We start from the raw sequence: 20820 nt of genomic DNA on the forward strand, positions 1-20820 counted from the left end.
CGCAAGCGATCCTTCGACGGACGTCGACGTACGCTTCCTTCTTGCGCAAGGTTCGCGCAAGGAATGCGCAAGACAGGCCCGATGCGATCGGCGGGCGGTGCCGATGACGCTCAAGAGGGTCACGCCCAAGGCCGCCCCGTCGCTGGTCGACGACCAGACGCTCTCCGCCCCCGACACACGCACGCGATCGATCTGGCTGACCCAGCTCGTGCTCGCCGCGAGCGTCGTCATCATCGGGGTGCTCGTCGTCGCCCTCCGACCGTCGTTGTTCGGGGTCTGGAACTTCGCCGTCGGCGTCCTCGCGATCATCGTCGTCACCGTCGCGAGTCTTGCCGTCCCCTGGACGCGCCTTCCGCGCGAAGCCGTCCTGGTCGTGGTGTTCCTCGACACCCTTGCGATCGGCCTGATGGCCAGCAACACGGAACTGCGCTTCGGCTACCTCTGGGTGTTCCCGGTCATGTGGGTGGCCATGTACTTCCCGGCCACGATGCTGGGCGCGGTGCTTGCCACCATCGCGGTCATCCTCCTCCTCGACTCGACGTCGAACCCCGACAGCAATGCGGCGCTGCGCATCTTCATCGTCCTGCTGTCGCTCGGATTCATCGGCATCACCGCCCACCTCGCGATGCGTCAGATGCGCGCACTGCGGCGCGTGCTCCAGCGTCAGGCGCGCCGCCTCTCCGAGACGCTCGACCGTCGCTCGGGGCAGGAACGCCGTACCCACGAGATCCTCAACGGCGTCGATGCCGGTGTGGCCCGGATCTCGCTCTCCGGATCGCTGCTGATGGTCAACGACGCGTTCGCCCGCCTGTACGGGCTCGATCCGCGTGACGTGAGCCAGCCCGCCAAGTCCGTCGAGTACACCGGACTGCGCGGCATGCCGGTGCCGCTGTCCGAGCGGCCCCTCGCCCGCGCGGCGCGCGGCGAGATCTTCACGGACGCCCGCGTGTGGGTGTTCACCGCGAGTGGCGAGTGGCGCGTGCTCTCCGTCAGCTCGAAGCGGCTCAGCGGGCTGGACCGGGAAGACGCCAGCATGCTGCTCCTCGCCTACGACGTCACCGCGATCACCCACGCCCAGCGCGAGCGCGAGCGCCTGTCGGCCATCGCCTCGCACGAGCTGAAGCATCCGCTCACCGTGATGATCGGCAACGCCGACCTGGCACTGGAGGACCCCGACCTCAGCCCTCGCATCCGCGAGCGCCTCGAGACCATCCTCCGCGCGAGCGAGCGCGTGCTCGAGATGACGTCGAGCATGCTCAAGTCGTCGCGCACCGCGTTCGAGGGTCGCGAGTCGTACGACGACATCGACGTCAGGCAGATCGTGGTCGACTCCGTCGACTCGTTCCGCCCGACCGCCACCGCCCACGACGTGACGATCGCTCTCGACGTGCACGAGCCGCTGCCCGCGACGGCTGACGGGTTCCGCATGCGCCAGGTGGTGGACAACCTCGTGAGCAATGCGATCAAGTACACGCCGCGGGACGGCGATGTCCGCATCACCGGATCCATCGACGACGACATCGTCACGCTCACCGTCTCCGACACGGGCATCGGCATCTCACCCGACGACCTGCCGAGCATCATGACGCCCTACTTCCGCACCGACACCGCGAAGGACACGGCGAGCGGAACCGGATTGGGGCTCGGAATCACCCGCGAGATCATCGCCGCGCACGGCGGCACGCTCGCGATCGACAGCGAGCTCGGATCGGGCACGACGGTGACCGTGCGGCTGCCGAGGTTCGCGCCCGCATCGCGGGGCGCAGAGAAGGAAGACTCGTGAACGACGTCGACATCGCCGTGGGGCTCGGCATCGCACAGGCCGCGATCGCGACTCTGGCGACGATGCTCACGATCGGCATCGCGTTCCTCGCCAAACCCTCGCGCGCCACACTCTTCTGGTCTTTCGCCTTCGCACTCGCCATGGTGTCGACGTTCGGCGTCGCGGCGGGCGCAGCCGCCGAGGCCGAGACCGTCCGCCGGATCTTCCTCGGCATCCTGATGGGGGCACCCGCCTTACTGTGGTCGGGCTTCCGCGCGTTCTGGGGTGTGCGGGCTCTCCCCTGGGTCGGCCCCCTGGTGGGAGCCGCGTCGGCGGCCCTGCTCGTCGCCGCCGGCGACACGATCTGGTTCAGCCCGGCGTATCGGGTGGTGTTCTTCGCCACGTCGGTCTGCGCCGGCCTGTTCTTCATCGACTGGGTGCGGGTTCCGGCGCGGCGCGATCGGGTCGCGCTCCCGTTCGCGATCATGTCGCTCGCCTTCTTCGCCGCCGGCGCTGCGAACGGCATCGCGGGCTTCGTCTTCCCGGCGACCACGGGCGACGACCTGGCGCTCCTCCGTGTCATCAGCTCGATCGGGATGCTGGCCTACACGGCCTGCGCGCTGGTGGCCGTGATCGGCATCTCCACGCGCGACACCGCGTTCGCCCGCAGTTCCGAGGCGCCCGCCGGCTGGCAGCGCTTCCAGCTCACCGCGGTCGAGCGCCTCGCGCGCGCCCAGCAGTCCGGCGAGCCGTGGTCGGTCGTATACCTGCAGCTGGACGATGCGGCCGAGATCCGTCAGATGGGCGGCGCGGCCGTGCTCGGCGAACTGTCCCGGCGGTTCCTCGACACGGTGCGGTCCGTCTTCCCTGCCGAGTCCGACGTCGGATCGCCGGCAGCGGGCACGGCGGTCGTGCTGCTGCCCCGCAACGACGCCGCCGTCCGCGATCACCTGCGCACGGTGCTGGAGCGCATCTCGAATCTCGACGTCGACGTCTCGCTGCCCATCCGCCCCTCGGCGAGCGCAGGATGGGCCCCGGTGTCGGTCGTGGGCTATGACCTCGACGCCCTGCTGTACATGGGCCGCGAGGCGGCCACCCTGGCGAGCGAGAACGGCGGCGATCGGTGGGAACGCGTCGGCGTCACGGTCACCGACCGCCTGCTCAACCCGCTGCAGCGATCCTGACTCGGCGCGCCGACGGGGTGGCGTTCACTCGCGATCGCGCCGCGCACGGGTCTGCTCGGCGCGCTGCGCCAGCAGCCCGTCGTCGGGATAGCCGACCTCGGTGAGCGTGAGACCCCTCGCTGCCAGCACCTTCACCTCGGGGACGCGCTCCCGGCCGTCGCGGATGTCGAGCAGGTCGCCGGCGTCGAGGCGTCCCTCCCCCACCGCCACGCAGCCCCCGACCAGCGCGCGCACCATGCTGTGGCAGAACGCGTCGGCCTTGACGTGGGCCAGCAGCACGCCGTCGCGGTCGCGGCGCCAGTCGAACTCGAGCAGCGTCCGGATGGTCGTCGCCTCCTCGCGCGGCTTGCAGTAGGCGGCGAAATCGTGCAGTCCGATGAGCGACCGGGCCGCGGCATCCATCGCCTCCCCGTCAAGGGCTGCGCGCACGGTGGTGGTGCGATGCCGCTCGAGCGGGTCGTACCCCGACACGCTGTCGGCGATGCGGTACTCGTAGCGGCGCCAGACGGCCGAGAAGCGCGCGTCGAAGCCGTCGGGGGCGAGGGCCGTGCGCGTGACCACGACGTCGGAGTACGCCCCGACGACCCCGCTCAGGCGCGCGGCAAGCGTGCCGACCGGGTCGGGAGTCTCAGCGCCGGCGCGCGGACGCCGGGCGAAGAGCCGGTCGCGCTGCGCCTCGTCGAGGTCGACGTGGGCGACCTGACCGGACGCGTGCACACCGGCGTCGGTGCGCCCCGCGACCACGAGCCGGGGATCGCCGCCGAGCACGCGGGCGAGCGCGCTCTCGAGCGTGTCCTGCACCGTGCGGAGCCCGGGCTGTCGAGCCCAGCCGCGGAAGTGCGTGCCGTCGTAGGCGATGTCGAGGCGGATCCGCACCGCCCCAGCTTAGGCGTCGGGATCCGGAGGCTCCGTCAGCCCGGGTCGCCGCGTGGCCACGACGGGGTCAGCCCAGGACGTGCCGCCCGCGCGGGAAGTTGCCGCCCGCCGCCTGCAGCGCCGTGCGGGCCAGCCGGACGCGGTTCTCGCTCTCGCGCACGATCTCGCGGGCCACGACGGGATGCTGCCGCACGATCTCGTCGAGCACCGAGACCGGGACCACCACGACGTCGACCTCGCTCAGCGCGACGGCCCGCGAAATGGTCTGGGTCCGCGAGAGCGCCGTCAGGCCGATGGCGTCGTCGGGCCCGAGGACCGTGATCTGCACGAAGCCGTCGTCGTCGGTCGGGATGCCCAGCATGACGCTGCCCGCCAGGATGAACCGGGTCTCGGTCGGCACGACGCCCGGACGCAGGATGGACTCGCCCGCGCAGTAGCGCTCGAGCCGCGCGTGCGCGGCGAGCGCGTCGACCTCTCCCGTCTTGAGGCTCAGCGCCGGCGCGATCTTGCGCAGGGCGTCCTGCAGATGCGCGGGCGTGCGCCAGTCGTCGCTGAGGTCGCCGTCGAGGTGCAGGTCAGCACGCCGCGCCGCGTACCAGACGCGCGTCGCGAACGCGTCGCGGACGGCGTCACGGTCGCCTGGCGTGCGCAGCGGGATCGCGACCGCGTACTCGCCGCCGGTCAGCGTCGTCGCCGTCGGCTCGCGGTCGGGTGCGATCAGGGGGATGTCGCGCGCCACGGCGACGAGGAGCTCGCGGACGCGCCCCGGCGGATCGTCGCTTCCGAAAGACAGCTCGACCACCGCCGCGTACGGGTCGGGGCTGCGCGAGAGGTTCACGAACGATCCGTCGGCGAGTTCCGCGGTCGGCATAACGACGATGCCGTTCCCGGTGTCGAGGTGGATCGCCCGCCAGTTGACCTCGACGATCTGCCCGCGGGTGCCGCCGGTCTCGATCCAGTCGCCCAGCTCGAACGGCGCTTCGAAGACGAGGAAGAGTCCCGAGACGACCGAGCCGACCGCGTTCTGCAGCGCGAGCCCGACGACGATCGAGGTGATGCCGAGGGCCGCGAACACACCGGCCACGTCGGCGTCCCAGACCCACCAGAACACCGCCGCGATGCCGAGGATGATGAACACGAACCGGATGAGGTCGCTGAAGATCGTCGGGAACCGGTCGCGCCACGAGCCCTTCTCGGCCCGGTGGAACACGAGGTGGTTGATCGCGTTGATGGTCACGACGATCACGAGGAGCCCGAAGACCGTCCAGATGACGCGTGGCCAGGTTCCGCCCCCCTGCCAGGCGCCGGGCTGACTGATGAGCACCAGGATGCCCGCGACCGGCACGAGGTAGTTGCGCACCATCAGCACGATCGGCGCCGCGCGGCTGCCGCGGCGGGCGAGCGCGTTGTGGAACTCGGTCAGGCCGATCAGCGCGAGCGGAAGCCCCACCGAGACGATGACGGCGGGCCAGAACCACGGCTGCGAGACGATGTCGGCCACCGCGGCGTCACCCCTCCACCGTCACCATGGGGGCCTCGACCTTCCAGACGCGCTGCGCGCCGCTCTGCGTCTCGATGTCGCCGGCTGGCCGCACGGGGATCGAATCGGGGAGGCGGTCCGCCACACGCTGCGTCACGTAGATGCCGGGCTCGTCGGAGTCTCCCTGCACGCGGAACGCGAGGTTCACGGCATCCCCCCACATGTCGTACACGACCCGCGCGCGACCGATCAGTCCGCTCGTGACCTGCCCCGCGTCCAGGCCCGCACGCAGGCCGAGCTTCACGCCCTGCTGCGCCGAGTAGCGCTCCAGGATCGAGTCGAGCTCGAGGGCGAACTCGACGGCCCGTCGTGCGTTGTCGACGCGCGGTGTGGCCAGGCCGCAGCTCGCGAGGTAGCTCTGACGCGTGGTGCGCACGCGTTCGACGCCGTGCCGCTCGGCCGCCTCGTCGAACGAGCGGACGAGGTCGTTCAGGCGTGCCACCGCCTCTTCGGACGACATCGTCAGCGCCAGCTCCTCGAAGCCGACGATGTCGGCGAAGACGACCGTCACGTCATCGCTGTCCTGCGTGATCGCGTCGTCGCCGTGCTTGTAGCGGTCGGCCATGCCCTCGGGCATGAACGACAGGATGAGCTGCTCGTTCGCCTTCTCCTGCTCCTCGATGAGCTGCGACTTGACCTGCAGACTGCGGCTCATGTCATTGAACGCGTGGGCGACGTCGGCGAGCTCATCGCTCGAGCCGGCGTCGACCTGCACCCCCTCATCACCTGCGGCGATCCGTTGTGCGGCGGCCTTCAGCCGTCGCAGGGGCCGCACGAACACCTGGGCGAGCACCAGGGAGAGCAGGCAGACGAAGATGATCATGCCCGCTGTCGACAGGATGAGGTTGCGCGTGAAGTCCTCGACCGGCACGAGCGCCTCGGCCGAGGTCTCCTGCGCCACGATGACCCAGTTCAGGCCGTCGACGTTGAGCGGCGCGAACGCCACCAGGCTGTCGCGACCGAGGTAGTCGCGCTCGAGGAGGGTGCCCTGCTCGCCGGCGAGCGCACGCGCGACGGCTTCGCCCGAGATCGACTGCTGCATGAGCGTGTTGCCGTTCTGCACGCTGAGCGCCGCCGTCGCGGGCGCGAGCCCGGCGGCCACGGCGGTGCGCTCGTACCCGTCGGGATCGTCGAGCAGCTGCCGGGAGATGGAGCGCATCAGCAGGTCGCGTCCGACGAGATAGGTCTCTCCTGTCGCGCCCAGGCCGTTCATCTCCCACTCGCCGCCGACGGTCATGACCTCGTTGATCCGGTCGATGGGCAGCTCGATGGCGAGGGCCCCGATCACCTCGCCGTCGTCGGCGATCGGCGTGACCGCCCACCCCGCGGGATTGCCGAGACTCGGGCTGTAGGGCGCGAAGTCGGCGACCACGACGTCGTCGATGATGTTGCGGTCCATCACCTCGCGATAGGCGGCCGCGAGGTTCGACAGCCGGTACGGCCCCTCGAAGAGGTTCGTGCCGAGATCGACCCCCTTGAAGGCCGTGTAGACGACGTTCCCCTCGGTGTCGAGCATGAGGACGTCTTCGAAGTCCTGCAGCTCGGTCATCGCGCGGTAGTAGGGGTGGTAGCGCGCGTGCGCCTGCGACCAGGAGCTGCCGTCGCCCGCGTCCGCGGTGAGGATCGCGTCCTCCCAGTCGTCGTACGGGATCACGTACCGGTGCTGCAGGTAGGTCTGCGCCGCGCCGCGCGGCGCGAACGACGAGCCGTCGACGGACTCCCCCGTCGCCTCGGCGAGGTCGGCGGCGAACGTGTCGCGGTAGTACTCGTCGACGAGAGCGGATGCCGCGGCATCCGTCTCCTGCTGATCCAGTTCGGCGAAGCCGGCCGTGAATGCGCGCGCCGCCTGCCGGCTCGTCTCGTTCATGGCGCTCAGCCGCACCGCGTTCTCGATCGAGCGGAACAGCTGCGTGACTTCGCGGGCGCGGTTCTCGCGGATCTCGACGAGCTTCTCGTAGGCGATGGTGCGCAGCGCCTCCGTTCCGTTGACGTAGCCGATGACCCCGACGACGATGCTCGAGAGGACGCTCACCGAGAGCAGCATGATGAGCAGGATCGAGTAGATCGAGAGTCCGGCCCGCCGGCGAGCGCGCGGTGTGCCCACCCACTCCGTGGGTGCCGCCGTCGGCATCGCCTGCTCGGACACGTCGTCCCCCTCGTGCGCCGCCCCCGGCGCAGGAAGCTTCCCCAGTACCCCGCTGCCCCGAGGCTGCGCCCAGACTAGCGCTCGCGTTCGTTCGTGGGATAGAGGACGAGAAGACCCGCGCAGATACTTCCGGACGGCACGAGTACCCGGCTTAGAATGGCATCTCGCCCCACGAAACTCATGACGTCCCTCGCGCTCGCACCACCTCCATCCCGCTACGCGGGTCTCGACGGCCTGCGTGCGGTGGCGGTCGCCCTGGTGCTCGTCTATCACCTCTTCCCGCCGGCGCTGCTCCCGGGCGGCTTCGTCGGCGTCGATGTGTTCTTCGTCATCAGCGGCTTCCTGATCACGAGCCTCCTCCTGCGCGAGCACGAGAGCACCGGGCGGATCCGGCTGGGGGCCTTCTGGGTACGACGCGCGCGACGGCTGCTGCCGGCGATGGCCCTGGTCGTCACGGTGTGCTCATCGATCGCGTGGCTGATCGGCGGCGACGTGCTGCTGCGCCTCGGCGAGCAGGTGTTCGGCGCCGCGACCTTCAGCTACAACTGGGTGTCGATCAGCGGCGACGTCGGCTACTTCGGGTCTGCCGCTCCCGAGCTGTTCCGCAACTTCTGGTCGCTGGCAGTCGAGGAGCAGTTCTACGTGCTGTGGCCGCTGGTGCTGCCGCTGTTCCTGCTCCTCCCCCGCGGCGCGGCGCGCGCTGCGGCCGCTGTGGCCCTCGCGGCGGCCTCCGCCGCGTGGATGGCCGGTCTCGTGTCCGCCGGCGGCGACGTCACCCGCGCGTACTTCGGCACGGACACGCACTCGTTCGGGATCCTCCTCGGCGTCGCGCTCGCGTTCCTCCTCGACGGGCTGCTGCGGCCCGCGCGGCAGGAGGTCGCCGCTGCGCCGATCCCGTCCGTGACTCCGCCCCCGGGCTGGACGATCGTGCTGCCGGCGTCGCTGCGCGCCGCGCCTCCGACCCGGCCGGCGTGGATCGACTCGAAAGCGGCGCGCACCGTGACCGGCTGGCTCGGCATCGTGTCGCTGGCGGGGATCGCCGTCTGCGCATCGCTGCCGGCGGGCGACGACGCGGCCACCTTCCCCGGTGCACTCCTGGCGGCGAGCGTGTTCACCGCCCTTGCGATCGTCGCAGGGGTGTGGCCGGGTTCGTGGTTCGGTCCTGCCCTCGACGTGCGCCCCCTGAAGTGGGTCGGCGACCGCTCGTACGGCATCTACCTGTGGCACTGGCCGCTGCTGGTGCTCGCGACCGCGGCTCTTCCGGCCTCGGGCATCACGACCACCCAGCTGTGGATCGGCCTGGGAGTGCTCGCGGTCACGCTGGTCGCCGCCGAGGCATCGTTCCGGTTCGTCGAGACCCCGGTGCGCCGCCTCGGGTTCCTCGCGTCGCTGCGACGTCTGCGTGACCTGGTGCGCGCCGATAGCCGCGGCCGCCTGCGCGCGGTCGGCGTGGTCACGGCCGGCGTGTTCGTGCTCGGCGGCACGTCGGCCGCGATCGCAGCCGCGCCCGCGGAGTCGTCGAGCGAGAGCGCCGTGGCCGCAGGACAGGCCGCGCTCGAACAGGCCAACCGTCGCCCCACAGGGGCAGCGACCCCGGCGCCCGTCGCTCCGGAGCCCGTCGCCCCCGCGCCGGTCGCGCCCGCCGCACCGGCGCCCGGCATCGCCGCACCGGCGCCGACCGGCGGACCGCTCACGACGAAGCCGTCGCCCGTCCCGCAGCCCACACCGGTCACCGGCGACGAGATCACCGCCGTCGGCGACTCGGTGATGCTGGCATCGGTGCCCGCGCTCTTCGAGCGACTGCCCGGCATCCAGGTCGACGCCGAGGTGTCGCGCTCGACGTGGGCGGGGCCCGGCATCCTCGAAGGACTCGCTGCCCGCGGCGAGCTGCGTCCCTACGTCGTGGTCGCCCTCGGCACGAACGGTCCCGTCGACCAGGACGCCCTCGCGCGCATGGCCGAGATCACCGGCCCCGATCGGCACCTCATCCTGGTCAACGCCTACGCTCCCCGCGACTGGATCCCGGGAGTGAACGCCGATCTCGCCGCGTTCGCGAAGTCGCGGCCCGGCGTCGTCGTCGCCGACTGGTCCGCCGCGATCTCCTCGCGCGCCGACCTGCTCGCCGGCGACTCCATCCATCCCGATGCCGGGGGCGCGACCGTCTTCGCCGAGGTGGTCGCGCGCAGCGTCGACGCCGTGGAACGCGAGCGCGCGCAAGACCAGTACGAGCGCGAGCTGCGCCTGTACGAGCGGCTCACGCACCGCCCGCTGCCGATCGCGCAGTGAGCCGGGCTGTGGCTGAGGCTGCGGCATCCGCCCCGCTCGCTCTCGTACGTCCCGCTCGCCCACGTACGCCCCGCACCGCCGCCGACACGCCGTATTCGCGACGAGACGCCGTGCCTATGACGCCGTCTCGTCACGGATGCGCCGTCTCGCTTCGGCCGACCGGCTCAAGACAGCGGAGAGCGGATGCCGCGGCATCCGCTCTGCTTGTCTGTTGCTGCCCCCTACGCCGCCGAGACGACGTATTCGCGACGAGACACCACGCGTGTGACGCCGTCTCGTCGCGGATGCGCCGTCTCGCGCCCAAGGCGCCGGGCGCCGGGCGCCGCGCCGCGCGCACGCACCCAGGCCCCCGCACGCACCCAGGCCCCGCGCAGCCGCAGCACCGCCCGCAGACGCAACGAGACCCGCGGCCCCGAAGGGCACGCGGGTCTCGCGGTGCAAGGGTGGTCGCGCGAGGCGCGACCTGCCGGGCTGCTGCGCCCGGCGGCCCGATTACTCGGACTTCTCCTCGGCGGGAGCCTCGACGGCGTCCTCGGCCGCAGCCTCGGCGGCAGCGCCCTCCTCCGGCGACTCGGCGCCGGCCTCGGCGGCCTCGTCGGCGGCGGGGGTCTCGTCGGCCTCGGGAGCCTCGTCCGCAGCCGGAGCGGCGGTCTTGGCGGCAGCCTTCTTCGACGACTTCGCCTTCGGGGTGACGGGCTCGAGGACGAGCTCGATCACGGCCATGGGCGCGTTGTCGCCCTTGCGGTTGCCGACCTTCGTGATGCGGGTGTAGCCGCCCTCACGGTCGGCGACCAGCGGCGCGATCTCGGTGAACAGGACGTGCACGACTTCCTTGTCACCGATGACCGACAGCACGCGACGGCGCGCGTGCAGGTCGCCGCGCTTGGCGAACGTGATCAGGCGCTCGGCGAGCGGACGCAGGCGCTTGGCCTTGGTCTCGGTCGTCTTGATCGACTTGTGCGTGAAGAGCGCAGCGGCGAGGTTCGCAAGCAGCAGGCGCTCGTGGGCGGGACCGCCTCCGAGGCGGGGACCCTTGGTGGGCTTAGGCATTCTCAGTTACTCCAGGATGAGATTCGGTCGGGGATGACGGTGCTCAGACGGTCTCGTCGTCGTAGCCGCCGTAGAAGTGCGCGCCGTCGAACCCGGGCACCGAGTCCTTGAGCGACAGGCCGAGCGAGACGAGCTTGTCGCGCACCTCGTCGACCGACTTCTGACCGAAGTTGCGGATGTTCATGAGCTGCGTCTCGGACAGGGCGACGAGCTCCGACACGGTGTTGATGCCCTCGCGCTTGAGGCAGTTGTACGAGCGGACCGAGAGGTCGAGGTCCTCGATCGGCATCGAGAGCTCGTTCGAGAGGACGGTCTCGACCGGCGCCGGGCCGATCTCGATGCCCTCGGCCTCGACGTTGAGCTCGCGGGCCAGGCCGAACAGCTCCGTCAGGGTGCGACCGGCCGACGCGACGGCGTCGCGCGGTGCCATCGAGGGCTTGCTCTCGACGTCCAGCACGAGCTTGTCGAAGTCGGTGCGCTCGCCGGCGCGCGTGGCGTCGACGCGGTAGCTGACCTTGAGGACCGGCGAGTAGATCGAGTCGATCGGGATCTGGCCCGCCTCGGCGTACTCGTTGCGGTTCTGGGTCGCCGAGACGTAGCCGCGGCCGCGCTCGATGGTGAGCTCGAGCTCGAACTTCGCGGTGTCGTTGAGCGTCGCGATGACGAGCTCGGGGTTGTGCACCTCGACACCGGCCGGAGCCGAGATGTCGGCGGCGGTGACCTCACCGGCGCCGGTCTTGCGGAGGTACGCCGTGATGGGCTCGTCGCGCTCGCTGGAGACGACCAGCTGCTTGATGTTGAGGATGATCTCGGTGACATCCTCCTTGACACCCGGGATGGTGCTGAACTCGTGGAGGACGCCGTCGATGCGAATCGACGTCACTGCTGCACCGGGGATGGACGACAGGAGGCTGCGACGCAGCGCGTTGCCGATCGTGTAGCCGAAGCCGGGCTCGAGCGGCTCGATGACGAAGCGGCTGCGGAACTCCCCGATCTTCTCCTCGGTCAGAGTGGGACGCTGTGCGATGAGCACTATGTGTTCCTTTCGATCACGTGCCCGCTATATGACACGTGCGGTGGGTGAGGTGTTGAGTTTTTCTCAGGGCAGCCGCGGATCGAGATGGCGGATGCCGGAAGCGTGCGGTAGCCGGGGCACCGCAAGGGTGCCCCGGCTCCGGAAGATCAGACGCGGCGGCGCTTGGGCGGACGGCAGCCGTTGTGGGCCTGCGGCGTCACGTCCTGGATCGAGCCCACCTCGAGGCCGGCGGCCTGGAGCGAGCGGATCGCGGTCTCGCGGCCCGAGCCCGGGCCCTTCACGAAGACGTCGACCTTCTTGACGCCGTGCTCCTGCGCCTGGCGGGCAGCCGACTCGGCGGCCATACCAGCGGCGTACGGGGTCGACTTGCGCGAGCCCTTGAAGCCCACGCCACCCGACGAGGCCCAGCTGATGACAGCGCCCGAGGGGTCGGTGATCGAGACGATCGTGTTGTTGAACGTCGACTTGATGTGGGCCTGGCCCAGCGCGATGTTCTTCTTTTCCTTGCGACGCGGCTTGCGCGCGGCGGTCTTGGCCTGTGCCATTGCTTTGCTCTCCTAAACCCTGGGGGCCGCGCCTTAGCGCGCCTTCTTCTTGCCGGCGACGGTGCGCTTCGGGCCCTTGCGGGTGCGAGCGTTGGTCTTCGTGCGCTGACCGCGCACGGGAAGGCCGCGGCGGTGGCGCAGACCCTCGTACGAGCCGATCTCGACCTTGCGGCGGATGTCGGCGGCAACCTCGCGGCGGAGGTCACCCTCGACCTTGAAGTTGGCCTCGATGTGGTCGCGGAGCGCGATGAGCTGGTCGTCGCTGAGGTCCTTGACGCGGATGTTCTCGTCGATCCCCGTCGCCGCGAGGATCTCGTTCGAGCGGGTACGGCCAACGCCGTAGATGTACGTGAGGGCGATCACCACGCGCTTGTCGCGCGGGATGTCAACGCCGGCAAGACGTGCCATGCGGTTCTCCTAAGGAGTGAGTGGAGGTGTGGAGCAGAGCCGGTGCCCGGGCCTCCGCCCGAGGTGTCCCCCGCGAACGGGTTCTGGTCCTGCCTTGTGTGTCCGCGTCCGAGACGCGGGTGTTCAGTTGTCAGCATCGGGCTGCGCCGGGGCGCAGCATCCGATCAGCCCTGGCGCTGCTTGTGACGCGGGTTGCTCTTGCAGATGACCATGACGCGACCGTGGCGACGGATGACCTTGCAGTGGTCGCAGATGGGCTTGACGGAGGGGTTGACCTTCATGATTTCCTGTTTCGCTGTCTTCGCCGGGCGCGCGTGAGCGCGGGGCGTTACTTCTCGACCGGTCTAGCGGTAGCGGTAGACGATGCGCCCGCGGGTGAGGTCATAGGGGCTGAGCTCCACGACCACACGGTCCTCGGGGATGATGCGGATGTAGTTCTGCCGCATCTTGCCGGAGATCGTCGCGAGGACCTTGTGTCCATTGCTCAACTCGACGCGGAACATCGCGTTCGGAAGAGCCTCGGACACGACGCCCTCGATCTCGATGACACCGTCTTTCTTCGCCATACGCTCGCTATCACTTTTGCAGGCCGGTCGGTCTGCGGTGGATGGGATTGGTGGTGCTTGGACACGCCGATGAAGGCGCAACGCACCAAAGATCAAGCATACGTGATATCGGATGCCTCGGCAAACCGGCCGCGGCGGGCGCCGGGCTCTTCGCCTGCTGCCTCTGCGCGACGTCAGCCGCGGCCCCGACGAGCCCGGGAGATCCCTACGACCACAGCGCCCGCGGCAAGGAGCGAGCCGCCGACGGCGATCGCCCACCACGGCACCGTGGCGCCGGTCGCGGGCAGCCCGCCGTTGCCCGGGGTCTCTCCGCCGGTCGCGGGTTGCTCGTCGCCGGTCAGGGTGTTGGTGACCGTCACGAGGACGCGGGTCGCGGCATCCGTCACCGTGAAGGTCTCGGGAGAGATCTGCGGGGCTCCCCACGACCCGCCGGCGGGATCGGCCGACGATATCTCGGAAACCGAGCAGACCGCTCCGACCGCGATGCCGTCGACGGCGTGCGGCTGCGCGGTGGTGGCTGTCCAGGAGGCGCCGGCCACCTCGCTGCCCTCGACGCTGCAGGACCACGTGCCACCGAACGAGTCGTCGAACGCGACGCCGTCGGGGTTGCTCACGACCTTCACGATGTCGAAGCCGCCCAGCTCAGGTGCCGCCGTGAACGTGTTCGTGACCACGATGGCGATCGGGGTCTGCGCGGAGTCGGTGGTGATGACGACGCTGGCCGGGTCGATGACCGGCGCGGACCAGCTTCCGCCCGCGGGGTCGACCGGGGTCGCTTCGCTGACCGTGCACGTCGTGCCGACGGGGGCCGGAATGGGCGCCGTCGCCTGGCCGGCGGAGAGGGTCCACGTGCCCTGGTCCACCGCCGTCGCGCCGGCGGTGCACGCCCACGTGCCGCTGAACGATACGTCGGGCGCGCCCTCCCCCGTCACGGCCTTCTCGATCGTGAAGGACCCGCGCTGCAGGGCGTTGGTCACGGTGAAGGTGAGCTGGAGCGGATCCGTCGGCGCGGGCACGACGAACTCCGACGGCGACGGATCCCACACCGGGGTCTGCCAGGCGATCTGGCTCGGAACGAGCGTGCGCCCCTCGGGATGCGGGGCGACGGCACGGGCAGCGGGGCCGAGGGACTCGACGATGACGCACGGCGCCCCCACCGGCAGGTCGTCGACCACGACGGTCTCGCCCGCGGCGACGTACCACTCCGCGACCAGCCGGCTCGGCTCGGCCTCGCACACCACCACGCCGTGGAAGACGAGGTCCGGCGGCACGAGGCCCGCGTCCTCGGGGGCGAGGGCCTTCGCGATCGACACGCTCCCGACCGCGGTCGGCTCGATAGGAGTGGGGATGCATTCGAACGGCGCGGCGATCCACGGGTAGTTGTGGTGCTCGTTGCCGACGCCGTCCATGACGATCGTGCCGTTCGTCAGCAGACGCCCGTTGGTCTGTGCGGTGACGCGGATGGTCGGCTCGCCGGGAGCCGGATTCGCACCGGGGACGAGGATCGTGCCCATGACGTTCGAGGTCCCCGCGAGGTGCACCGAGGTCGCGTCCACGAAGTTGAACAGGGTGCGCGAGGCGACGACGCCGAAGCGCGGCGAGGTCGGCACGTCGACGCGCCCCGTCTCGTCGGCGATGTAGTTCGGCGCCCATGTGACCGCCGGCCCGCCCGTGACGTTGATGATCACGGGCACGTCGTCGGCGAGACCGAGGAAGGTGATCGCCGGGTTGGCGGCCAGCACGGCGGCGTCGACGGTGAAGACCTGCGGATCCGCGCCGGGGGCACCGGTGAGGGTCAAGGTCGCTCCCGCGGTCACGGTGCCGGTGGGCGCGAGCGCCGCGAATCCGGCCGACTCGGCGGTCAGGGTCGCTCCCCATCCGGCCCAGGGTGCGGTCGCGGCGGCCCCGAGCCCCTGCTCGAGGGTGCCGTTGTTCAGGCGGTAGCGCGAGCCATCGAGCTCATAGTCCGGGGTCGTGATGCCTCCGACGTCGACGTTGCCGCCGAGCAGCGCCCCGCCCGCGTCGCGCGCGTTGGCGCCGACGTCGAGCACGGTGCCCGCGCCGACCGAGAGGTCGCCGCCGACTGCGAGCATGATCTCGCCGGGGCTCGGGACGACCCAGGACCCGACCCCCACCCAGCCGACGTTGAACGTGCCGCCTCCGGTCTTGGTGAAGTCGGCGTCGCCCTGCACGACGACCAGCCCTTCGGCTTCGGCCGCGGCGTTCTCCGCCCGGAAGTCGCCGCCGGCGTAGATCGCGACGTTGTTGTCGGTCCAGACGGGGTTGTCGTTGCCCGGGCCCGGGATGGTGCCGTCCGGGCACTCGCCGAGCACCGCGGCCGCAGGATCGGCGGTACGGATGGCCGACACGACGGTGAGCCCTCCTCCCGCGATCAGCCCGAACGCGGCAGTGAGCGCGACCCAGCGGCGTGTACTGCGACGTGGACGGCTCATCGGCGCTCCTTCGTACCCTTGCACTCGCCACAGGCTAGCGCGGCGGTGGCACCCGCGCCACGCCTGGGGTTGGTCCTGACGGGCGCTGCGGGGCGGGGTTCGGCGGTGGCGGGGCGGGGGTCCGCTGCACCGAGACGACGCAGATGCGACGAGACGACGTGCGCCTGGCAACGTCTCGTCGCGAACACGTCGTCTCGCCCGCCGTCGTGGGGCGTGGGGGCCGGGCGGGGGGCGGGGCGGGGCGGGGCGGGGCGGGTGGAGGCTGCTCCTCCACATGCCCGCGGCGGGGGACGGGGTGCACATTCTTCCGGACGCGCGGGCGAGCGGATGCCTCGCCAGCCAGCATCGGGGAGTGCCCGGCATCCGTCTCCTGCCCTCGGCAGTGCATCCGTCGCCCGTCGAACTCGTGCGTGTCCGCGACACCGTGTCCGGATCGCGCGCTCTGCGCGACCCTGCGCTGTTCCACCGCGTCCGCCCGGGTGTCTATGCGCCACGGACGGCATGGGAGCGGCTCCCGCCGTGGGACCGGTACCTGGCGCGCGTGCACGCCTACGCCCTCGTGAACCCGGATGCCGTCTTCGCCCTCGCGTCGGCGGCGGCGCTGCTCGGGCTGCCGCTGTTCGGCGAGGCCCGCCACATCCATCTGCACGCGCCGCACGCCGCGCGGTCGCGGCGGTTCGGCGACGTCTTCGTTCACGCGAGCGTCGACGACCGCGAGATCGTCGAGCGCGGCGGCTGCCGAATGACCTCCCGCAGCCATACCGCTGTCGACCTCATGCGGGTGCTCCCTGCGCCGTTCGGTCTCGCCGTCGGCGACGCGGCGATCTCGCCCGTGCAGGGCGGCGACGTCGAGGCGTCGGAGCTGCGCGAGCTCGCGCGCGACCGCGCCGACTCGCGCGGCTCCCGGGTGCTGCGCCTGACGACGGCGGCGCTCGATGCGCGATCCGAGTCCGTCGGTGAGAGCGTGAGCAGGGGCGTGGTGATCTGGTCGGGATTCGAGACGCCCGAGCTTCAGGTCGAGTTCCGCTCGCCGGGGTTCGTCGACCGCGTCGATCTGTTCTGGGTCGGCGCAGATGCGATCGCGGAGTCCGACGGGTACGAGAAGTACCTCGCGCAGACCCCGGAGCAGACGGCGGAGCGGGTGATCGCGGAGAAGAGGCGCGAGGACCGCCTTCGGCGGCAGTGCACGGCATTCGGTCGGTGGGACATGGCGGCCGCGATCGCCGTCACCCCGGTCGTGACGGAGCTGGTCCGGCTGGGCGTTCGCCGCGTCGCGGCCCCACGCACAGGGCTCCTCACGCCGATGCGCTCGAACCCGCGGTCCCTCCCCCGCGCCGCGAGACAGCGCAACCGCGACGAGACGACGCCCCGCGGCTGACGTCTCGTCGCGAATACGTCGTCTCGCCGGCGGACGTCTCGCCACGCCGGGCGGGCGGCGGCAGCCGGGCGAGCGGCGGGCGGGCGGCGGCAGCCGGGCGAGCGGCGGGCGGGCGGGCGCTTACTCGAAGAGCGTGGCGAGCTGGCCCGGCTCGGGGAGCGTCGAGTTCGCGATGACCTCGCCGTTCACCGCGATCGTCGGCGTGCCGATGCCGCCGGCTCCCGGCTGCACCGGGGTGTCCTGCGTGATCGCCGTCACGTAGTCGGCGTAGGTGCCGTCGTCGACGCACGCGTCGATGCCCGTCACGCCGACCGATGCGGCGATCTCGAGGATCTCGTCGTCGGTGAGACCCGACGTGCCCTCCTGCGGCTGGCCGGCGAACATCGCGTTCATGAAGGGGACGGATGCGTCGGCATCCGCCACCGCGACGCAGTACATCGCGTTCGCCGCCCGGGTCGAGAACTCGGTGCCGCGCGACTGGCCGTCGAGGATCGAGATCGGGTGGATGCCGTGGGTGATCGCACCGTCGTCGACGAGCCCCTGGATCTCGGCACCGAAGACCTGCTCGAACTGGTTGCAGACCGGGCACATGAAGTCGATGTAGGTGTCGAGGCGGTTCTCCCCGTCGCCGACCAGGATCGCGCCGGTCTCGCTGTCGATGTTCGACGCGGTCGGCGTCTGCCCCGGCTCGGGGTTCGAGCCCTGGTTGTTCAGGCTCACGACCAGCACGGCGACGAGGACGAGGGCGATGACCACCCCGACGCTCACCCAGATGGCGAACCAGTTGACCCTGCGCGAACCCTCGGCCATGACTTCTCCTACGCGATCTCCACCGGCGTGACGCCGAACGGGGCGAGCCCCGCAGCACCGCCGTCGGGTGCAGTCAGCACCCAGATGCCCCCATCGTGCACGGCGACGCTATGTTCCCAATGGGAGCCCGCCGTGCCGTCCGTCGTCGAGACGGTCCAGCCGTCGTCTTCGACGAAGGTCTCCTGATCGCCGATGACGACCATGGGCTCGATCGCCAGGACGAGGCCGGGCCGCACCTCGGGTCCGGGGTCCGACACGCGGTAGTTGAACACCGACGGAGCCTCGTGCATCTTCCGTCCGATGCCGTGGCCCACGTACTCGCGGAGGATGCCGTACCCGCCGTCGGGCGCGTTCGCCTCGATGTGGTTCTGGATCGCGCCGCCCACCTCGCCGATGTGCGACGCCGTCGCGAGCGAGGCGATGCCCGCCCACAGCGAGCCCTCGGTCACGTCCGACAGCACCCGCCGTTCGGTGACGACGTCGGGCCGGGATGCGTCGTCGAGCACGACGGTGAACGCGGAGTCGCCGTTCCAGCCCTTGAACTCCGCACCGGCGTCGATCGAGACGATGTCGCCGGGCTCGAGGGCGCGGTCACCCGGGATCCCGTGCACGACCTGCTCGTTGACCGAGGCGCAGATCGTATGGCGGTATCCGCGGACCATCTGGAAGTTCGACTTGGCACCGCGAGCGGTGATGAGAGCGGATGCCGCGGCATCCAGCTCCCCCGTGGTCACCCCGGGCGCGATCAGCGCGCGGACCGCGTCCAGCGCGGCCGCGGTGATGAGGCCGGGCTCCACCATCGCACGCAGCTGGGCGGGCGTCTTGTAGATCGAGCGGCGGAAGGACACGGGCTCAGGCCGCGGCGGAGCGGTTGAGGCCACGTGCCTCGAGCGCCGAGATGATGCGCGCGGTGATGTCGTCGAGCGAGCCGACGCCGTCGATCTTCACGACGATGCCGCGTGCGCCGTAGACGCCGAGGATCGGCGCCGTCTCGCGCTCGTAGATCGCCAGACGGTTCGCGATCACCTCTTCGGTGTCGTCGGTGCGTCCCTGCTCCTGCGCCCGCAGCGACAGCCGCGCGATGCTCTCGTCACGCGGAACGCTGAGCTCGATCACGGCGTCGAGCTCATCGCCGCGTCCCTCGAGGAACTCTTCGAGGTGCATGACCTGCGTCACGTTGCGCGGGTAGCCGTCGAGCAGGAAGCCGCGCTCGGCGTCGTCCTGCGAGAGGCGCTCGCGCACGACCGCACTCGTCAGCTCGTCCGACACCAGGTCGCCCGACTCGATGATCGCCTTGACCTGGGATCCGAGCTCGGATCCTTCCGCCACGGCCGCGCGGAACACGTCGCCCGTCGAGATCGTCGGGATGCCGAACGCCTCGGCGATCCGCACGCCCTGCGTCCCCTTGCCCGAACCCTGGGGCCCCACGATGAGCAGGCGCGTCATCGGAGGAGGCCTTCGTAGTGGCGCTGCTGCAGCTGAGCGTCGATCTGCTTCACGGTCTCGAGGCCGACGCCGACGATGATGAGGATCGAGGCACCGCCGAACGGGAAGTTCTGGTTGGCGCCGACCGTCGCGAGGGCGATGAGCGGGAGCAGGGCGATGAAGCCGAGGTACAGCGAGCCGGGCAGCGTGATGCGCGTGAGCACGTAGTCGAGGTACTCGGCGGTGGGACGACCGGCGCGGATGCCGGGGATGAATCCGCCGTACTTCTTCATGTTGTCGGCGACCTCGACCGGGTTGAAGGTGATCGCGACATAGAAGTAGGTGAACCCGACGATGAGCAGGAAGTACACCAGCATGTAGATCGGCGAGTCGCCGTTGGTGAAGTACTGCTGGATCCACGAGACCCAGCCCGGGATCTCGTTGTCGGCGTTCGGCTGCATGTTGAACTGCGCGATGAGCGCCGGGATGTACAGCAGCGACGAGGCGAAGATGACAGGCACGACGCCGGCCATGTTGACCTTGATCGGGATGTACGTGTTCGTGCCGCCGTACGTGCGACGGCCGACCATGCGCTTGGCGTACTGCACCGGGATGCGTCGCTGCGATTGCTCGACGAACACCACCAGGGCGACGACGACGATCCCGACCGCCAGCACGAGGAGGAAGACCTCGAAGCCGCGCGACTGCCAGATGGCCCACATCGACGCCGGGAATGCTGCGGCGATCGACGTGAAGATCAGCAGCGACATGCCGTTGCCGATGCCGCGCTCGGTGACGAGCTCGGCGAACCACATGATGAGGCCGGTGCCGGCGGTCATCGTGATGATCATGAGGAGCTGCGCCCACCACGCATCGTTGGTGAGGAGCTGCTCGCACTCGGGGATGCCCGTGGTGCCGAAGAGCTGGCCGCTGCGGGCCACCGTCACGAGGGTCGTCGACTGCAGCAGTGCAAGTGCGATCGTGAGGTAGCGCGTGTACTGGGTGAGCTTCGCCTGGCCCGACTGGCCCTCCTTGTAGAGGGTCTCGAAGTGCGGGATGACGACGCGCAGGAGCTGGACGATGATCGTCGCGGTGATGTACGGCATGACGCCGAGCGCGAAGATCGACAGCTGCAGCAGGGCGCCGCCCGAGAACAGGTTGACGAGCGAGAGCAGTCCCTGTGTGCCGGCCGAGGCGGACAGACAGGACTGCACGTTCGGGAAGTCGACGAACGGCGCCGGAATGTGCGCGCCGAAGCGGTACAGGGCGATGATCGCCAGGGTGAATGCGATCTTCCGCCGAAGGTCGGGTGTGCGGAAGACCCGCGCGATGGCGCTGAACAAGTGGATGCCTCC

Annotated in this window: 18 protein-coding genes; 4 read left to right on the plus strand and 14 right to left on the minus strand. The window is 70.5% G+C overall.

Going from position 1 to position 20820, the window contains the following annotated elements:
• The first annotated feature begins 103 nt into the window (after nt 1-103).
• Nucleotides 104-1783: a sensor histidine kinase gene (locus H9622_RS09200; protein ID WP_191766075.1), complete on the plus strand. Its 1680-nt coding sequence runs from the start codon at nt 104-106 to the stop codon at nt 1781-1783.
• Nucleotides 1780-2946 carry a nucleotidyl cyclase domain-containing protein gene (locus tag H9622_RS09205; protein ID WP_191766076.1) on the plus strand — a complete coding sequence of 389 codons (1167 nt, stop codon included), beginning with the start codon at nt 1780-1782 and terminating at the stop codon, nt 2944-2946. The genes H9622_RS09200 and H9622_RS09205 overlap by 4 nt, the downstream gene beginning before the upstream one ends.
• Before the next feature lie 24 nt (nt 2947-2970).
• Here the strand turns inward: H9622_RS09205 and H9622_RS09210 are convergent, their stop codons facing one another.
• The 3 genes from H9622_RS09210 to H9622_RS16110 all read right to left on the minus strand — a co-directional run bounded on the left by H9622_RS09210 (nt 2971) and on the right by H9622_RS16110 (nt 7508).
• A complete protein-coding gene (locus H9622_RS09210) occupies nt 2971-3822 on the minus strand; it encodes a tRNA pseudouridine synthase A (protein ID WP_191766077.1) in 852 nt (283 codons plus the stop codon).
• A gap of 67 nt (nt 3823-3889) precedes the next feature.
• On the minus strand, nt 3890-5323 hold the full coding sequence (locus H9622_RS09215; protein WP_191766078.1) for a mechanosensitive ion channel domain-containing protein: 1434 nt from the start codon (nt 5321-5323) through the stop codon (nt 3890-3892).
• 7 nt (nt 5324-5330) lie between these two features.
• Nucleotides 5331-7508: an adenylate/guanylate cyclase domain-containing protein gene (locus H9622_RS16110; protein ID WP_191766079.1), complete on the minus strand. Its 2178-nt coding sequence runs from the start codon at nt 7506-7508 to the stop codon at nt 5331-5333.
• Nucleotides 7509-7664: 156 nt separating this feature from the next.
• Here H9622_RS16110 and H9622_RS09225 point away from each other — a divergent pair, with 156 nt between their 5' ends.
• Nucleotides 7665-9794 carry an acyltransferase family protein gene (locus H9622_RS09225; RefSeq protein WP_225221841.1) on the plus strand — a complete coding sequence of 710 codons (2130 nt, stop codon included), beginning with the start codon at nt 7665-7667 and terminating at the stop codon, nt 9792-9794.
• 492 nt (nt 9795-10286) lie between these two features.
• On the opposite strand, the gene rplQ is transcribed toward H9622_RS09225, so the two are convergent.
• The 7 genes from rplQ to H9622_RS09260 all read right to left on the minus strand — a co-directional run bounded on the left by rplQ (nt 10287) and on the right by H9622_RS09260 (nt 15852).
• Nucleotides 10287-10844: a 50S ribosomal protein L17 gene (rplQ, locus tag H9622_RS09230; protein ID WP_191766080.1), complete on the minus strand. Its 558-nt coding sequence runs from the start codon at nt 10842-10844 to the stop codon at nt 10287-10289.
• A gap of 43 nt (nt 10845-10887) precedes the next feature.
• Nucleotides 10888-11877 carry a DNA-directed RNA polymerase subunit alpha gene (locus H9622_RS09235; RefSeq protein WP_191766081.1) on the minus strand — a complete coding sequence of 330 codons (990 nt, stop codon included), beginning with the start codon at nt 11875-11877 and terminating at the stop codon, nt 10888-10890.
• Between the two features lie 149 nt (nt 11878-12026).
• Nucleotides 12027-12425, minus strand: a complete 399-nt coding sequence (gene rpsK / locus H9622_RS09240; RefSeq protein WP_056117708.1) for a 30S ribosomal protein S11 — start codon at nt 12423-12425, stop codon at nt 12027-12029.
• Between the two features lie 33 nt (nt 12426-12458).
• Nucleotides 12459-12833, minus strand: coding sequence for a 30S ribosomal protein S13 (rpsM, locus tag H9622_RS09245; RefSeq protein WP_191766082.1), 375 nt, complete (start codon nt 12831-12833; stop codon nt 12459-12461).
• A 164-nt stretch (nt 12834-12997) separates the two neighbouring features.
• Complete coding sequence (gene rpmJ, locus H9622_RS09250; RefSeq protein WP_005050492.1) at nt 12998-13114, minus strand: 50S ribosomal protein L36; 117 nt, start codon at nt 13112-13114, stop codon at nt 12998-13000.
• 63 nt (nt 13115-13177) lie between these two features.
• Nucleotides 13178-13399, minus strand: a complete 222-nt coding sequence (gene infA / locus H9622_RS09255) for a translation initiation factor IF-1 (protein ID WP_018171468.1) — start codon at nt 13397-13399, stop codon at nt 13178-13180.
• Nucleotides 13400-13572: 173 nt separating this feature from the next.
• On the minus strand, nt 13573-15852 hold the full coding sequence (locus H9622_RS09260) for a choice-of-anchor A family protein (RefSeq protein ID WP_191766083.1): 2280 nt from the start codon (nt 15850-15852) through the stop codon (nt 13573-13575).
• A 352-nt stretch (nt 15853-16204) separates the two neighbouring features.
• Between H9622_RS09260 and H9622_RS09265 the strand changes: the two genes are divergently transcribed.
• Nucleotides 16205-17230: a hypothetical protein gene (locus H9622_RS09265; protein WP_191766084.1), complete on the plus strand. Its 1026-nt coding sequence runs from the start codon at nt 16205-16207 to the stop codon at nt 17228-17230.
• A 120-nt stretch (nt 17231-17350) separates the two neighbouring features.
• Here the strand turns inward: H9622_RS09265 and H9622_RS09270 are convergent, their stop codons facing one another.
• From H9622_RS09270 to secY, 4 genes are read right to left on the minus strand one after another with little or no spacing between them, the layout of a single operon-like run.
• Nucleotides 17351-18040, minus strand: coding sequence for a DsbA family protein (locus H9622_RS09270; RefSeq protein ID WP_191766085.1), 690 nt, complete (start codon nt 18038-18040; stop codon nt 17351-17353).
• Nucleotides 18041-18048: 8 nt separating this feature from the next.
• Nucleotides 18049-18888, minus strand: a complete 840-nt coding sequence (gene map / locus H9622_RS09275; RefSeq protein ID WP_191766086.1) for a type I methionyl aminopeptidase — start codon at nt 18886-18888, stop codon at nt 18049-18051.
• Nucleotides 18889-18892: 4 nt separating this feature from the next.
• The gene (locus H9622_RS09280; RefSeq protein ID WP_191766087.1) at nt 18893-19486 is read right to left on the minus strand and encodes an adenylate kinase; all 594 of its coding nucleotides are present in this window, start codon (nt 19484-19486) and stop codon (nt 18893-18895) included.
• Entirely contained in the window at nt 19483-20808 is a 1326-nt protein-coding gene (gene secY / locus H9622_RS09285) for a preprotein translocase subunit SecY (protein ID WP_191766088.1), read from the minus strand. The genes H9622_RS09280 and secY overlap by 4 nt, the downstream gene beginning before the upstream one ends.
• Nucleotides 20809-20820 lie beyond the last annotated feature (12 nt).

Origin of the sequence: Microbacterium gallinarum, from assembly GCF_014837165.1 — a bacterium.
In the GTDB taxonomy this organism is placed as follows: domain Bacteria; phylum Actinomycetota; class Actinomycetes; order Actinomycetales; family Microbacteriaceae; genus Microbacterium; species Microbacterium gallinarum.